Origin of the sequence: Pectobacterium parvum, assembly GCF_020971565.1 — a bacterium.
In the GTDB taxonomy this organism is placed as follows: domain Bacteria; phylum Pseudomonadota; class Gammaproteobacteria; order Enterobacterales; family Enterobacteriaceae; genus Pectobacterium; species Pectobacterium polare.
The window spans coordinates 2,031,101-2,047,144 of record NZ_CP087392.1 but is presented as its reverse complement, the minus strand read 5'-3'; the positions used below and the strand labels follow the sequence as shown (position 1 = coordinate 2,047,144).

At 54.3% G+C, this 16,044-nt stretch carries 15 protein-coding genes and 1 tRNA gene; 4 read left to right on the top strand and 12 right to left on the bottom strand.

From position 1 onward, the window contains the following. Positions 1–73 precede the first annotated feature (73 nt). Positions 74–163: transfer RNA gene (locus LOZ86_RS09255), tRNA-Ser, on the top strand. Positions 164–390: 227 nt separating this feature from the next. On the opposite strand, the gene lplA is transcribed toward LOZ86_RS09255, so the two are convergent. From lplA to LOZ86_RS09220, 7 genes are all read right to left on the bottom strand, one after another. Beyond that, positions 391–1,407 (bottom strand): lipoate--protein ligase, encoded by a 1,017-nt coding sequence (lplA, locus tag LOZ86_RS09250; protein ID WP_039480389.1) that lies wholly within the window; start codon positions 1,405–1,407, stop codon positions 391–393. 38 nt (positions 1,408–1,445) lie between these two features. After that, positions 1,446–1,922: a C40 family peptidase gene (locus LOZ86_RS09245; protein ID WP_207783042.1), complete on the bottom strand. Its 477-nt coding sequence runs from the start codon at positions 1,920–1,922 to the stop codon at positions 1,446–1,448. A 341-nt stretch (positions 1,923–2,263) separates the two neighbouring features. After that, positions 2,264–3,040 carry a vitamin B12 ABC transporter ATP-binding protein BtuD gene (btuD, locus tag LOZ86_RS09240; RefSeq protein ID WP_052012008.1) on the bottom strand — a complete coding sequence of 259 codons (777 nt, stop codon included), beginning with the start codon at positions 3,038–3,040 and terminating at the stop codon, positions 2,264–2,266. Then, entirely contained in the window at positions 3,041–3,592 is a 552-nt protein-coding gene (locus tag LOZ86_RS09235; RefSeq protein ID WP_039480386.1) for a glutathione peroxidase, read from the bottom strand. It lies immediately after the preceding gene. Positions 3,593–3,657: 65 nt separating this feature from the next. Further along, complete coding sequence (gene btuC / locus LOZ86_RS09230) at positions 3,658–4,695, bottom strand: vitamin B12 ABC transporter permease BtuC (RefSeq protein ID WP_039480382.1); 1,038 nt, start codon at positions 4,693–4,695, stop codon at positions 3,658–3,660. Positions 4,696–4,831: 136 nt separating this feature from the next. Further along, positions 4,832–5,596, bottom strand: coding sequence for a class I SAM-dependent methyltransferase (locus LOZ86_RS09225; RefSeq protein WP_039480380.1), 765 nt, complete (start codon positions 5,594–5,596; stop codon positions 4,832–4,834). A gap of 60 nt (positions 5,597–5,656) precedes the next feature. After that, complete coding sequence (locus LOZ86_RS09220) at positions 5,657–5,998, bottom strand: cupin domain-containing protein (protein ID WP_039480378.1); 342 nt, start codon at positions 5,996–5,998, stop codon at positions 5,657–5,659. Between the two features lie 116 nt (positions 5,999–6,114). Here LOZ86_RS09220 and LOZ86_RS09215 point away from each other — a divergent pair, with 116 nt between their 5' ends. Next, positions 6,115–6,831, top strand: a complete 717-nt coding sequence (locus tag LOZ86_RS09215) for a Crp/Fnr family transcriptional regulator (RefSeq protein WP_039480375.1) — start codon at positions 6,115–6,117, stop codon at positions 6,829–6,831. 344 nt (positions 6,832–7,175) lie between these two features. Then, positions 7,176–7,442: a hypothetical protein gene (locus LOZ86_RS09210; protein WP_156890155.1), complete on the top strand. Its 267-nt coding sequence runs from the start codon at positions 7,176–7,178 to the stop codon at positions 7,440–7,442. Here the strand turns inward: LOZ86_RS09210 and cobB are convergent. From cobB to lolC, 5 genes are all read right to left on the bottom strand, one after another. Continuing rightward, positions 7,439–8,269 carry a Sir2 family NAD+-dependent deacetylase gene (gene cobB, locus LOZ86_RS09205; protein WP_039480372.1) on the bottom strand — a complete coding sequence of 277 codons (831 nt, stop codon included), beginning with the start codon at positions 8,267–8,269 and terminating at the stop codon, positions 7,439–7,441. The genes LOZ86_RS09210 and cobB overlap by 4 nt on opposite strands. A gap of 11 nt (positions 8,270–8,280) precedes the next feature. After that, the gene (nagK, locus tag LOZ86_RS09200) at positions 8,281–9,195 is read right to left on the bottom strand and encodes an N-acetylglucosamine kinase (RefSeq protein ID WP_039480370.1); all 915 of its coding nucleotides are present in this window, start codon (positions 9,193–9,195) and stop codon (positions 8,281–8,283) included. An 84-nt stretch (positions 9,196–9,279) separates the two neighbouring features. Next, positions 9,280–10,527: a lipoprotein-releasing ABC transporter permease subunit LolE gene (lolE, locus tag LOZ86_RS09195; protein WP_039480367.1), complete on the bottom strand. Its 1,248-nt coding sequence runs from the start codon at positions 10,525–10,527 to the stop codon at positions 9,280–9,282. Then, positions 10,524–11,231 (bottom strand): lipoprotein-releasing ABC transporter ATP-binding protein LolD, encoded by a 708-nt coding sequence (gene lolD, locus LOZ86_RS09190; RefSeq protein WP_039480363.1) that lies wholly within the window; start codon positions 11,229–11,231, stop codon positions 10,524–10,526. The genes lolE and lolD overlap by 4 nt, the downstream gene beginning before the upstream one ends. Continuing rightward, complete coding sequence (lolC, locus tag LOZ86_RS09185) at positions 11,224–12,426, bottom strand: lipoprotein-releasing ABC transporter permease subunit LolC (protein ID WP_230243096.1); 1,203 nt, start codon at positions 12,424–12,426, stop codon at positions 11,224–11,226. The genes lolD and lolC overlap by 8 nt, the downstream gene beginning before the upstream one ends. A gap of 142 nt (positions 12,427–12,568) precedes the next feature. Between lolC and mfd the strand changes: the two genes are divergently transcribed. Continuing rightward, positions 12,569–16,021, top strand: coding sequence for a transcription-repair coupling factor (gene mfd, locus LOZ86_RS09180; protein WP_192828427.1), 3,453 nt, complete (start codon positions 12,569–12,571; stop codon positions 16,019–16,021). The last annotated feature ends 23 nt before the right edge of the window (positions 16,022–16,044 follow it).

Here is a 16,044-nt window from a genome sequence, read left to right as displayed (position 1 = left end):
GAAGTTTGTTGACGCTGTTCGGCAATTTCCCTACATTAGCGCCGTCCGCTGCTATGCGATACAGCGAGACCACGGTGAGGTGTCCGAGAGGCTGAAGGAGCACGCCTGGAAAGTGTGTATACGTGAAAACGTATCAAGGGTTCGAATCCCTTCCTCACCGCCATATTATTAACAGAATCAATTATTTAGATATAAAATTTGGTTTTGTCCTACATAAAATAATACATAAAAAGTTCGCTCCGGCGGACTTTTTTGTTTGTGAAACCCGGCATCCTCCTCATTAAGCTCGTTTTTTCCTGCACCAACTTCCCAACAGACAGATAAAAAAGCTCAGTGTTCCCTCTTGTTCTAACGGTCATGATATTTATTCTAAAAACATCATTTACTGCATTAGCGCAAGCTCTGCTCCAGCCAATCGGCTAGTTCCTGCAATTCGTTTTGCTGTTCGGGGAACGTCGTAATCAGTGCCTGACACGCGGCCGCCAAGGCTTCCGGGCGATATGCTGTTCCCTGTAATGCAGAGGCAAGTGCTTCTAACGGTGCCGGATTCAGGCTATCGGTATAAATCTGCGCACGCACAATGACGCCGCGTTCCACATCGAAATGTAATTCAACGCCGCCCCAGGTAAAGCGGTTATCGAGTAAATGCGAGAAATCCGGAGCCTGACCGAAGTTCCACTCCCAGCTACTTTGACGCGCAAACTGTTCGCTGAATCCCGGCAGATTCGGGTAAGTAGAAGGCGAAATGATTTCCGGTGTGCACTGTTCGCCGAAATAATCAAAGAAGGCCTGCGTCACCGCCTGACTAATGATCTGGTGATCGACAGAGGGCAGCAATTCCACCAGATTGGCGACGCGGGAACGCACGGACGTAATTCCTTTTGCCTGTAGCTTCTTAACGTCTGGGTTCAAATAATCGGCTAAGCGGCTGAGATCGGCATTCAACAGCAGCGTGCCATGATGAAAGCCGCGATCTTTAGTTTCGCGATAGGCAGAACCGGACACCTTGCGCACGCCGTCCGTGGTTTCCACCACCAGATCGTTACGACCCGAGGCGCTAGCCTTTAACCCCAGCGAACTGAGTGCATCCAGCACAATCTGTGTTGAGACGCTTTTGTCGTATTCCGGCTTGCCCGCCATGAAGGTAAAGCAGGTATTACCGAGATCGTGGAAGACCGCCCCACCGCCGCTGCTGCGTCGTGCTAGCTTGATGCCATCTTCTTCCATCCGCCGCGTATTGCACTCTTTCCACGGGTTCTGGGCACGGCCAATGACTACCGTTTCCGCATTGCGCCATAAAAATAGTACCCGTTGCGTGGTGGGCATCTGGCGAAAGATGCACTCCTCAACGGCCAGATTAAACCAGGGATCGTAAGAGTCAGAAATCAATAAACGCAGAGAGGACATGAGCAGCTCCGTGCTGTAAGCATAATAAAAGGGGGAAATTAGATGCGGCGGGCCTGCCAGTACGCCCGTTTCCAGTACACGTTATCCAGCGACGAGCGGATTACGCCCTGACTAGTGGAAGCATGAATAAACTGGTCGTCTTTATCATAAATGCCGACGTGCAGCCCACTGCTGCCGCTGCCCGTTTTGAAAAAGACCAAATCACCCGGTAACAGATTGTCACGGTCAACGCGCTCGCCCAGTTCGGTTTGTGCTTCCGTGGTGCGCGGCAACTGCATGCCAAACCTATCGCGAAATGTCAGGTAGACAAAGCCGGAACAATCAACGCCGTTACGATCCAGCCCACCATAGCGATAAGGCGTTCTATACCATTGCCCCAGTTGGTCGTTTAGCTGCACCATCACCATGATCGAATCGCTCAAACGCGCATTCGGCGGCGGATTATTATGCCGACTACTGCTACAGCCGACCAAAATCAGGCTGGCGAGGATCAAAGCATGTCGTAAACGTATCATCGCGATTACCATAAAACCGCCGAGGCCATAGACTGACAGCGGCAGAGAAGAATGCCAAGGATATACTCTACATAATTCGAGTTTCAGGACAAAACGTTAACGTTTTGAACAACGCAAAGCGTTGGCCCGCTAGGGCGAGGCTCATTTATGTACCTCGTAACGCGGCAAGCGAAGGAATCCCAATGAGCTTACATAAGTAAGTGATTCGGGTGAGTGAACGCAGCCAACGCACATGCAACTTGAAGTATGATGAGTATTGATTAATTTAGCGTTTAATCGGGGTGGCTGGCAAGTAAAGGCGATTTTTCCTATTTTCTAACGACGCCATTTTCTGGCTGCAGTCAGGCGCTGCGCGTGATGATCCAGTTTCTGCCATCGACCACGTGCCGCTGAAACGCGACACCGAATACAGGAGACAGCACCTCCGGCAGCATAACTTCCGCCGTATCGCCCTGCGCCACCAGAGTCCCTGCCGACAGCAGCCACACGCGATCCGCATGATGGGCGCTGTGGTTCAGATCGTGTGCGCAAACCACGACTGCGATGCCCAAACGACAGAGCTCACTCAGTAACGCATCTAGTGCCACCTGCTGAGCCACATCCAGGCTGTTGGTCGGTTCGTCCAGCAGCAACAAACGCGCGTGCGCATTGATCGTCGGCCAAATCTGCAACAGCGCCGCCACCAGCCTTACACGCTGCCACTCGCCTCCCGACAGCTGCGTGAGCGGGCGCGCTAGCTTGTCGGTTAACATCAGACGTTCCGCCAGAAAATGCACCACCTTTTCGACCGCGTATTCCTCAGTCAGAGGCGGCTGATGCCGTTGCCAATACTGGAATACCGGCATCAGCGCAAGCGGAGGCTGTTGCTGTGCCAGATAGGCGCGTCGCACAGCCAGATCCGCTGCCGTATACTGCGACAGCGGCGTGCCGGCCAGACAGACTTCTCCTTCCCCCGCCAGCAAGCCAGCCGCTCTTGCCAGCAGAGTACTCTTGCCTGCGCCGTTCGGGCCGATGATGTGCAACAGTTCACCACGATGGCACTCCGCACTCGTCGGCGACAAACGCGGCAAGACGCAGGCCTGCAACAGCTGTAATATGGGGGAAGTCTGCTGCGTCACTTATTTTGCCAGCGCCTCTTCGATCGCTTTCACAATGGTGTCATGGTCAGGAGCCATATCCGGCGCAAAGCGATCAATCACACGCCCTTCGCGATCCACCAGGAATTTTTCGAAATTCCACAGAATGTCTTCTGGGTTCTTAGGCTTACGGCCTTTGTTGACCAAACGGGCAAAAAAGTCACTTTTCCAGGTCCCGTTGGCTTCCGGCTGATCGCGAATCAACACTTGGTACAGCGGGTGACGGTTCTCGCCATTGACTTCAATTTTGCTGAACATCGGGAACTGAACGCCAAACGTCCCACGGCAGAATTCCTGAATCTCTTCTTCCGAGCCTGGTTCCTGTCCTGCAAATTCATTGGAAGGGAATCCCAGCACGACCAGACCTTTGTCGCGATAGGTTTCGTAGAGTTTTTCCAACGCGTCGTATTGTTTAGTCAGGCCGCATTGAGAGGCGACGTTGACGACTAAAGCCACCTGCCCTTTAAACGCTTCAAACGTTGTTGCTTTCCCGTCGATAGTGGTCAGCGGAATAGCATGGATTTCAGTGCTCATCGTTTTGCTCCCTTCAGTGATAAAATAGAGTTGATAAACAAAAGTGGATAAAACAAGACATATCGCTACAGTCGATTACGTAATAACAGCCAGATAAACCATGGCGATCCCAGCGTAGCGGTAACCACGCCTATCGGCAACTCGGCTGAACTCAGCGCAACGCGCGCAACCGTATCCGCCAGCAGCAGAACACCACCGCCGGCCAGCGCACATCCGGTTAATAAATAACGCTGATCGGTCAGCCCGCACAGCCGCAACATGTGTGGGATCACCAAGCCAATAAACGCGATGATGCCGGCCAGCGCCACGCTCAGCCCGACCTGTACGCCCATGACCAGCACGAGAATCGTGCGCCAGCGATAGACCGGAATGCCCAATTGACGCGCCTGAATCTCACCGAGCGTCAACCCGTTCAGTACCGCGCCCTGACGACTCAGCCACAGTAGCAGCGGCAAGAGCGTCAACATCAGCCAGCCGTGCCGCCAGTCAATACCACTGAAACCGCCCATCATCCAGTACATCAGTTGGCGTAAGTCGAGGCTGGTACTGAAATAAACGGCCCAGGTCATCACCGCGCTACAGATAATCCCGAGCGCAATGCCGATGAGCAATAAACGGGTATTGGAAATATGACGACGGGCAAAATGGAGTAACAGAAAGGTAACCAGCAGCGCGCCAGCAATGGCGCTCAGGCTTAACATCCAGACGGGCAGCAATCCCTGCCCCAGCAGTACCGTCAGTACTAAGGCCACGCCTGCGCCGTTGGCGACACCCAGCAACCCCGGTTCCGCCAGCGGATTATCAAAAACGGCCTGCATCACGGTGCCTGACATCGCCAGACTGGCCCCCACCAGCATCACGGCCAGCGTCCTGGGCAAACGTAGCTGCCAGACAAAGAGCTGCTGAGCGTCATCCAGCCAGGCCGTCGGCCAAATCCAGCGTTCCCCCGCGCACAGGCTGACGACCAGCGTGAGCACGAGAAACGCCAACAGCAGTGCCAGACTCCGACGATCGCGTCTGCACTGCTGTTGCTTTAGCTGGCTGTAATGAAGTAACTGCGTCGCGTGCTTTAGCGGGATATCACCCGGCGATAATGGCTGCATTGTTCACCGTAACAAGGAATCCAGCGCAATAAAAAAGCGCAGTTAAGATAACGTATTGTCACGTATGTTAAACGATTTCGCCTGCCTTACACGCTTTTTCCTTATTACCGCGACGCGGTCAAAATGAATACGGCCACTACTTGGTACTGCATGCCGCAATATAGTTAAGCTGGTTTCGATTGCGGCGGAAGGTATGAAACATGTTGAAGAACATGTCGCGATTCTCTTTCTTCAGCGCATTTTTTACGATACGTGCCGCACCCGCTACGCCTTCATCATAAATCAGCCCTTGTGGCGTCAGCAGCGTCATTGCGCCGTTATCGTAGCTAACCTTGCTAAAACCACACTCCTGAAACAGCGTCACCCAGCGCTCACGCAGCATCGGCTGAGCATGCACATTGATCGCTTTGTGCATCTGTTCCACCGCCTGCAAGGCCCCGGTATCCTTCTCGGAAAGCAGCATGATGTCGTGCGTAATCAGGCGACCACCCGGTTTCAACACGCGATAATATTCGGCAATAATGCGGCTCTTGGCCTTGTCGGCATACATCGTCAACATGGCTTCATTAATCACTACATCAAAGTGATTATCGGGAAACGGCAGCTCCAGCGCATTTGCCTGCATAATCGTGACCTGCGATGCCAGACCGTTCGCCGCGACATTCTCCTGCGCCTTCTGTAGCGCCACTTTATCCATATCCGCGCCGATAACCTGACAGCCAAAACGGCGTGCAATCTCCATCGCCGTGGTGCCCATATTGCAGGCAACTTCCAGCACTACGCTGTCCTGCTGGAACCCAGCCTGACTGAGCAGCCATTCAGTTGCCTTTCTGCCGCCAGGGCGCAGACGTTTTTTCCCTAATCGGGCTAAAAATTTATGTCCTGCTTCATGATCGCTCATACTGTCACTCCTTAATTCGGTGTTATCGCGGTAGCCGTTTAGCGCTTAATGGAATAGCGCTTAGTCAGTTTTCAGCGTCTTCAACATCGTCAGCAACATACGTGAAGACTGCTGCGCATCAACGGCATGCGGAACATTGGCTGGCATACGCACTAGCGTACCAGGCTGCGCGACAACGGGCTCGCCACCAATCGTCAGCAATAATTCACCTTCAAGTACCATAACCAGTGCATCATAAGGGGCACTGTGTTCGCTCAGTCCCTGCCCCTGATCGAAGGCAAACAGCGTGACATTGCCGCCGTCGGTACGGGCCAACACGCAACTGGCGATACCGTGTTCGGTTGGGGTAATCAATTCATGGAGAACCAGCGCCTGTGCCGCTGGAAGGGTATTTTCTTTCATGGAAACTCTCCGCTATTCTCGATTCAGCGCGCCGTGATTTTGCTTGCTGAATTCATGCAAGTGATTATTATTTTCATTTGCTAGCTTGATGGTAATACCAGCCTCTGGGAGGGCAAATGACATTTGTCAAAAAAGCGCTATCGCCCGATGAATACGGCGAGGTGCTGTTTCGGCATGACTGGATGTGCGATGAACCCAATGATGTGGTGTGTGAGCTATTGGCAAAAAGCGAGCGTCTGTTTTTCCGGCAGGATGATGTTCTGTTTCGCGAAGGCGACAAAATGCAGCACTGTTTGCTGGTTGAAACAGGAAAATTGCAGGCTTTTCGCCATACCTATGGCGGCGATGAGAAGATTTTCGGGCAGTTTGAGCGCGGAGAATTTGTCGCCATCGCCGCGGTGTTTATGGATCACGGCCGCTTCCCGATGAATATCCGCGCGCAGAGCGAGGGTCACACGCTGATGATCCCACGGCAGGATATTCATCAGTTTTGTTTACAACGCCCGGAGCTGGCACTGCGTTTGCTTAATTATCTGGGCAAGAAACTCTACTCGACAATCAACCAAATCGACTGGCTGACGTCCAGCTCCGCACCGCAGCGTCTGGCGGATTACCTGCTGCGCCAGCACCACATTCAGCAAACTCAGCAACTGACATTACCGGTGAGTCGGGGCCAGCTCGCGACGTCATTAGGGATGCGCAGTGAAACATTGAGTCGATTGATGTCCGACTGGAAGCGGCAAGGCCACATTACCTATCGGGGTCATCAGGTGGAATTGTGCGATCTGAATTATCTGAAAGCGCTGGCGGTCGAAGCCCGACGGACATTCTGAACGTTCTAAGCCTTTGTTGATTCCGGCATGACGAGTGGATAGAACAACGGCGGTTATACTCTAAATAATTCAAGTTTCAGGAAGGCGGCAAGAGAGGGAATCCCGATGAGCTTACTTGAGTAAGTGATTCGGGTGAGTGAACGCAGCCAACGCACATGCAACTTGAAGTATGACGAGTAAATATTTTTTGACAATTGTCATTCCCACATCATCACATTATCAACTAGGCTTAGCTTACATTGATGAGAATAGCTCTCATTAACATAATTATCTCATTCATATCGTGGTGAGATACCGTGAGGGTAACGCTATGCTAGGCTTTTTCCGACGAACCTTATCGCTTAATGGAACACGGTCGCTTCATGGAGCATCGTCACGCCATGACAGCCAACAGCCGCCACATCCGCAGGTGGACTCGCCGACAGAAACCGTTGCGCATGCTCGCTGTAGCGAGAGTGAATATTGTTTCTTTAACCACGCTGCGATGTTGCCGTTCGATCAGCTTGATGAATGTTGCTGCGGCAACGATCGGCAAGAGAAAACGCCATCCTCATACGATTCATGACGTTTTCTCTTTTGGCGGGCGTTTAAAACTTTTTGTTGACGCTTAAAACTTAATGCTTTGACCGCGCGTCAACCAGGCAGCGACAAACTCGGGCACCACGGCGCTGGCGGGGCCGTACATTTTTTCATCAAACTGGCTTTCTACCTGACTGGGCTCCAGATTCAGCTCCAGCGTGTAGGTACCGTGCGAATGAGCCTCATGGACAAAACCGGCGGCAGGATAGACATGCCCCGACGTGCCAATCGCAATGAAGTAATCGGCCTCCGACAACGCATGGTAAATCTTGTCCATGTGCAGCGGCATTTCACCAAACCACACCACATGCGGGCGTAACGGCGCGGGAAATTGGCAGCAGTGGCAGCGTTCGCCGACGGCGAGATCGCCCGGCCACTCAAAAATCTGTCCACTTTGGGTACAGCGTACTTTCAGTAGCTCACCGTGCATATGAATGATGCGCTTGCTGCCAGCACGTTCATGAAGGTTATCGATGTTTTGCGTAATCAGCAGGAAGTTGTCTTCCAGCATCGCTTCCAGATTCGCTAATGCCAGATGCGCAGCATTGGGTACAATTTCCGGCTGCTGTAGCTGACGACGACGGGCGTTATAAAATTCCTGCACCAGCTCGGGGTTACGCTGAAAGCCTTCGGGCGTCGCAACATCCTCAATGCGGTGCTCTTCCCACAGGCCATCGGCCGCACGAAAGGTACGGATTCCCGACTCTGCTGAAATACCTGCGCCCGTCAGTATCACCACGCGCGGTTTTTTCACTTCGCTTGCTGCAAGATAATCACGATGAAAAATACGCGCACGAAGACGCTGTTGCCGCATACGCTTTCCCTTATGAAACCGCCCTAATCGTTGACGCGTATACATACTTTCTCCAGCTAGTTATCCATTAAGTGTAGCAACGCCGCACCACGTACGCCGCCCGCATCGCCATGACGCGCTTTTTCTATACGTGGCAGTTTCGCAATCGGTAAAAGTCGTGAAGGAAGGCGCGTCGGCAGAATTTGATAAATTTCATCAAAATTCGACAGTCCACCGCCCAACACCAGCAGGTGCGGATCGAACAGGGTCAACAGATTGCCCAAACAGGCCGCCAACAAATCCATAAAGCGATCGACAAACTCCTGCGCTTTTTCTTCTCCGCCACGATAGTGCCGGATGATGGTCACAGCAGGCAGCGCTTCACCATACAGATGCTCGTACAGCCATTCAAAACCGCGACCGGAAATATAATTCTCGATACAGCCTGATTGACCACAGCCGCACTTCACGCGGGGAATATCCACACCGATGATATCCAGCGCGTCGGACGGCAGACGGAGATGGCCGAACTCGCCCGCGATGCCGTTGCGCCCGTCAACCGGACGTCCGTTAATCACCAGACCACCACCCAGCCCCGTGCCTAAAATCATGCCCAGCACGATAGGATAGGAACGAAATTCCGCATCCCAGGCTTCCGACAGCACAAAGCAATTCGCGTCGTTACTGATGCGGATATCTCGCTGCAAACGCTGCGACAAATCTGTACGCAGCGGTTTTCTCATCGTCGCAGGCAGGTTAGCGGTAAATAGTGCACCGTCGTTACCTGTCTCCATGCCCGGTACGCCGAGACCGACCTTCCCCTGCATACCAACCTGAGCATCGGCTTCATGCACCAGATTGACCAGCGTCAAGAGTAGGTCATCATAATTATTGCGCGGCGTCGGCACCCGCTTTTGCCACACCTTGTTCAACTCTGCGTCGAACACGCCCAGCTCAATTTTCGTGCCGCCCATGTCAAAACCGTAGTACATGACTGCTCCTTAGGGTGTGATCGCTTTCCCACACGATAGGGAATATCCCCGTCATATCTCAAGCCGCATGTGCGTTGGCTTGGCTTACTGTCCGCTCAACACGCGAGCAGGATCAATCCGGCTGGCGCGCCGTGCCGGATACCAGCTGGCAATCAAACTCAACACCAGCGACGTGCCTAATACGATAAAGACGTCCATCAGATGCAGTTCAGATGGCAGGAAATCGATAAAATAGATGTCGCCGGACAGCAGTTTATGGCCGATGAGTGCCTCAATACCGCGAATAATCGGCGTCAGTTGCAAGGTCACAATCACACCAATCACCGCGCCTATCACGCTACCCAGCAGCCCAGCCAATAGCCCGTACCAAATAAAGATAGCCCGAATCAGCCCGTCTGGGGCTCCCAGCGTACGCAAGACTGCGATGTCGCTGCTTTTGTCTTTCACCGCCATCACCAGCGTTGAAACAATATTAAAACAGGCCACGCCAATCACCAGAATCATCGCCAGATACATGATGGTTCTCACCATCTGAATGTCCCGATACATATAACCATAGGTGCCAATCCAGCTGCGAATAGAGACATAGGCATTCGTGACTTCGCCCGCATCGCGCACCAGTTTATTGGCGGAGAACACGTCATTGGCTTTGATGGCGATCCCCGTTACGCTCGGCCCCATATCCAGATATTGCTGGGCATCCACCAACGGAATCAGCGCTAAGCCGTGATCGAGCTGGCCGCTCAGCTGTAAAATACCGCTGACGTGCAGTCGGATGCGTTTCGGCTGCATCAGCTTCATTTCTGGGTCGCTGTTCGGGATCATCACGGTGACCCAGTCGCCTTCAGTCACATTCAGCGCTTTCGCCACGCCCTGACCGATAATGACCTGCTGTTCACCCGCGCGGAACCGCTGCCAGGCATCATTCAGCACATAGTTGGGCAGCGCGCTAAGACGTTTCTCCTGCTGTGGATCGACGCCTTTTACCTGAACCGCCTGAAGTTTGGCACCGTTCTCCAGCAGCCCGGTGAAATTGATATAAGGTGCCGCGGCCGCAACGCCTGGCACCTGTTCTATTTTCGGAAGAATGTCCTGCCAACCGTCGAAAGGCTGATTGACTGGTGCAATCTCGCCATGCGGCACCACGGCCAAAATGCGGTTATTCAGTTCACGTTCAAAGCCATTCATCGCGCTCAGTCCAAGAATCAACACCGCTACGCCGAGGGCAATCCCGAGCGTCGAAATGACCGAAATCAGCGAAACCATGCCGCCACGCCGACGGCCGCGGCTAAAGCGCAGGCCAATCAGCAACGAGAGCGGAGGAAATCTCATTGCCGCGCTCCCATCAGGGTCAGTTCCTGCTGCAACTGACCGTCGCGCATTTCCAGTTGGCGGTTCAGTCGGCTAGCCAGTTGCAGGTCATGCGTCACCACCAGAAAGGCAGTGCCCTGACGGACGTTCAGCTCACCCAGCAGTTCAAAAATGGTGTCTGTCGTACGCTGATCGAGGTTACCGGTTGGCTCATCCGCCAGCACCAGCGACGGGCTATTCACCAACGCTCTGGCAATGGCGACACGCTGCCGTTCACCGCCGGACAACTCCGATGAACGGTGGTGGCTGCGTGCTTCCAGCCCAACAGCCGCCAGCATTTCGCGTGCTTTATCCTGCGCCTGTGACGTCGGCACTTTGCCAATCAGCAACGGCATTGCTACGTTTTCCAACGCGGTAAAATCCGGCAGCAGATGGTGGAACTGATAAATAAAGCCCAGCTCACGATTGCGTAAATCCGATTTTGCCGCCGCTGAGAGCGTATTCAGCGGCTGGCCTTTAAAGATAACCTCACCTGACGTCGGCGTATCTAACCCGCCCAGCACATGCAGCAACGTACTTTTCCCCGAGCCGGAGCTCCCGACGATGGCCATCATCTCGCCGCTGCTCATTTCGAATGAGACATCGCGTAACACGTCGGTAGACAGCTTGCCGTCCTGATAGCGCTTCGACAGGTTAGTACACTGCAATAACGGTAAATCACTCATAACGTAAAGCCTCAGCGGGTTGAACGGCGGCAGCGCGCCATGACGGGTAAAGTGTCGATAAGAGGGCAATGACCATCGCAGAAATGGCGATGGTCACGACCTGCATGGGATCAATATCTACAGGCAACGCGGCACCATCCAGCAATACGCCCAATATTGGCATCAGCGTATTCAGTTGGCTGGCCAGTAACGTCCCTAGCAATGCCCCTAACAACGCGCCAATCACGCCAGCGCTCCCCCCTTGCACCATAAACACCGCCATAATCTGACGTTGAGTCAGCCCCTGCGTTTGCAGAATGGCGACTTCTCCCTGTTTTTCCATCACCAGTAAACCCAGCGAGGTAATAATATTGAACGCGGCCACCGCGACGATCAGGCTGAGCAGCAGCCCCCTCATATTTTTCTCCATGCGTACGGCCTGAAACAGCTCACCTTTACGCTCGCGCCAGTCTTTCCAGACCGTGCCTTCCGGCAGCGTTTGCGTGCTCAGCGTATCGACCGACAGCGGCTTTTCCAGCCACAAACGCCAGCCGGTAATCTGGTTCGCGGGGTAGCGCATCAGCCGTGAAGCATCCTGCTGGTTCACTAACAGCTGGTAGCTATCCACTTCGCTGTTCGCGGCAAAGGTGCCGGCAACGGTGAAGATACGCTGGCTCGGGATACGGCCCATCGGCGTCAGTTGGCTGGCGCTCGTGACCATCATGCGAATCTGATCGCCGGTTTTCACGCCCAGCTGTGCGGCAAGTTTATCGCCCAAAATGGCCTGATACTGACCGGATTGCAGCTGCTGCTGTTTGACGTTAACCAGATAGCGTGACAGCGGTTCCTGTTCGTCAGGATCAATGCCTAACATCACGCCCACGGCGACGCTGCGGGCGCTTTGTAGCACCACATCGCCCGTCGTCAGCGGCGCAACGCGCGTTACGCCTTCCAGCGAGTCTAAGGAGGAAGCAGGAATCAACGCCGGGTTAAGCGAACCTTGTGGCGTAGAGATAACTGCCTGAGGCATCACGCCCAGAATATTGCCTTCCAGTTCGCGCTCGAAGCCATTCATCACGGAAAGCACGGTGACCAACGCCATCACGCCCAGCGTGATGCCAATCGCGGATAACCAAGAGACAAACCGGCCGAAGCGGTCTGATGCACGCCCACGCATGTAACGCAGGCCAATAAATAAAGCGACAGGTTGATACATGAAATCCGTCTGGATAAGGTTGCCAAAGCAAAGTGATCAAGGATAATAAAGGGTAGTACTGCTTTATGGAACCCTAACACCCTCACTCTACGGCTTTTTCTTATTCTTGGCCGGATGCAGAGAGGCGAGACCCGATAATCAGATGATGCCTGAAAATTACCGTTATTCGCTGCCGCCCAAAGCGGGTGAGCAGCGCCTGCTGGGCCAGTTAACCGGCGCTGCCTGCGCCGTTGAATGTGCAGAAATCATTGAACGCCACGCCGGGCTAGTGGTGCTTATCGCGCCGGATATGCAAAACGCTCTGCGATTGCGTGATGAAATTCAGCAATTTACCGACCAGCACGTCACCACCCTGCCTGACTGGGAAACGCTGCCCTACGATAGTTTTTCTCCGCATCAGGAAATTATTTCGACCCGCCTTTCCACGCTCTATCAATTGCCCAACATGACGCGCGGCGTTCTGATTCTGCCGGTCAACACGCTGATGCAGCGCATTTGTCCGCACAGTTTCCTGCACGGCTATGCGCTGGTGTTGAAAAAAGGCCAGCGCCTCTCGCGCGATAAGCTGCGTTCGCAATTAGAGCAGGCGGGCTACCGCAGCGTCGATCAGGTCATGGAACACGGTGAATATGCCACGCGCGGCGCGCTGCTGGACCTGTTCCCGATGGGGAGCGAAGAGCCCTACCGTATCGATTTCTTTGACGACGAGATCGACAGCCTGCGTCTGTTCGATGTGGATACGCAGCGCACGCTGAATGAAGTGCCGCACATTAATCTGCTGCCCGCCCACGAGTTTCCGACCGATAAATCCGCCATCGAACTTTTCCGCAGCCAGTGGCGCGAGCAGTTTGAGGTGCGACGCGATGCCGAGCACATTTATCAGCAGGTCAGCAAAGGCGTCTGGCCCGCCGGGATCGAATACTGGCAGCCGTTATTCTTCAGTGAGCCACTGCCGTCGTTGTTCAGCTATTTCCCGAACAACACGCTGATCGTCAACACAGGCAATATCGAACAGAGCGCCGAGCGTTTCTGGCAGGATATTCAGCAGCGCTTTGAAAGCCGTCGTGTCGATCCTATGCGTCCGCTGCTGCCGTCGGATTCACTCTGGCTGCGCGTAGACGGTCTGTTCACGGAGCTGAAAGCGTGGCCGCGCGTGCAATTAAGAACCGATACGCTGCCGGAAAAAGCCGCCAACGTGAATCTGGCCTATCTGCCGCTGCCGGAGCTGGCGATTCAGCATCAGCAGAAATCCCCGCTGGACGCGCTACGCCGTTTTATCGAACAGTTCGAAGGCCAGATTATTTTCTCCGTCGAGAGCGAAGGCCGACGTGAAACGCTTCAAGAGCTGCTGGCGCGTATCAAACTGAATCCGACACTCATTAACACGCTGGAGCAGGCTCAGGAGCGCGGCACTTACCTGATCATCGGTGCCAGCGAACACGGTTTTATCGACACGCTGCGTCAGCGTGCATTGATCTGCGAAAGCGATCTGCTGGGTGAGCGCGTCAGTCGCCGCCGTCAGGATAGCCGCCGCACGATCAATACCGATACGCTGATTCGCAATCTGGCGGAACTACGGCCGGGGCAGCCCGTTGTCCACCTCGAACACGGCGTTGGCCGTTATGCTGGGCTAACCACGCTAGAAGCAGGCGGCATCAAGGCCGAATACCTGATTTTGACTTATGCGGGCGAAGACAAGCTGTACGTTCCTGTTTCCTCGCTGCATTTGATCAGCCGCTACGCGGGCGGTGCCGATGAGAATGCGCCGCTGCATAAACTGGGTGGCGATGCCTGGTCACGCGCGCGGCAAAAAGCGGCAGAAAGAGTGCGCGATGTCGCTGCCGAGCTGCTGGATATTTATGCTCAGCGTGCGGCGAAAAGCGGCTTTGCGTTTAAGCATGACAAAACGCAGTATCAGCTTTTCTGCGAAAGTTTCCCCTTCGAAACCACGCCCGATCAGGCGCAGGCCATCAACGCCGTGCTGAGCGACATGTGCCAGCCGCTGGCGATGGATCGTCTGGTCTGTGGCGATGTCGGCTTTGGGAAAACCGAAGTGGCGATGCGCGCCGCGTTTTTGGCAGTTGAAAACCATAAACAGGTTGCCGTTCTGGTGCCAACAACGCTGTTGGCACAGCAGCACTTTGACAACTTTCGCGATCGCTTTGCCAACTGGCCGGTGAAGATTGAAATGATCTCCCGCTTCCGCAGCGCGCGTGAACAAACTCAGGTGCTAAAGGAAACGCAGGAAGGCAAAGTCGATATTCTGATTGGCACCCATAAGCTGTTACAGAGCGACGTACACTGGCGTGATTTAGGGCTGCTAATTGTGGACGAAGAGCATCGCTTCGGCGTGCGGCACAAAGAGCGGATCAAAGCGATGCGGGCGGATGTCGATATCCTGACGCTGACCGCTACGCCGATTCCGCGTACGCTCAACATGGCCATGAGTGGAATGCGCGATCTGTCGATCATCGCCACGCCGCCAGCCCGCCGTTTAGCGGTGAAAACCTTCGTCCGCGAATATGACAATCTGGTGGTGCGCGAAGCGATTCTGCGTGAAACTCTGCGCGGTGGACAGGTGTATTACCTCTATAACGACGTCGAAAATATCGAGAAAGCCACCCAGCGGCTGGCAGAGTTGGTGCCAGAAGCACGCATCGCGATCGGTCACGGTCAGATGCGCGAACGTGAGCTGGAACGGGTCATGAACGACTTCCACCACCAGCGTTTTAACGTGCTGGTATGTACCACGATCATCGAAACCGGGATCGATATCCCGAGCGCTAACACCATTATCATCGAGCGTGCCGATCACTTCGGTCTGGCACAGTTGCACCAGCTGCGTGGTCGTGTCGGGCGCTCCCATCATCAGGCTTACGCCTACCTGCTGACGCCGAATCCTAAAGCGATGAGCACCGATGCGCAGAAGCGTCTGGAAGCGATTGCCTCATTGGAAGACCTCGGCGCCGGTTTTGCGTTGGCCACGCACGATCTGGAAATCCGTGGCGCAGGCGAACTGCTCGGGGACGATCAGAGCGGACAAATGACCAGCGTCGGTTTCTCGCTCTATATGGAATTGCTGGAAAGCGCCGTCGAGGCCCTGAAAGCGGGTCGGGAGCCATCGCTGGAAGATCTGATCAACAGCCAGACCGACGTCGAACTGCGTTTGCCTGCCCTGCTGCCTGACGATTTCATTCCCGACGTCAATACGCGTCTGTCGTTATACAAACGTATCGCCAGCGCGAAAACCACCACCGAGCTGGATGAGTTGAAGGTCGAACTGATCGATCGCTTCGGTCTCCTTCCCGATGCAAGTCGCTATCTGTTGCAGATTGCCGCCTTGCGTCAGCAGGCACAGGCGCTGGGTATTCGCCGTATTGAAGGGAATGAAAAAGGTGGATTTATCGAATTCAGCGAGCAAAACCGCGTCGATCCGTCCCACCTTATCGGTCTGTTACAGCGCGATCCGGGCACCTACCGTCTCGATGGCCCAACCCGCCTGAAATTCATGAAGGATCTGAGCGACCGTCCACAGCGCATCGAATTTATCGGTTCACTGCTGGGGAACATGGCGCAGCATACGCTGGCGGCGTAACTCGTTTTCAACATAAACGGGAA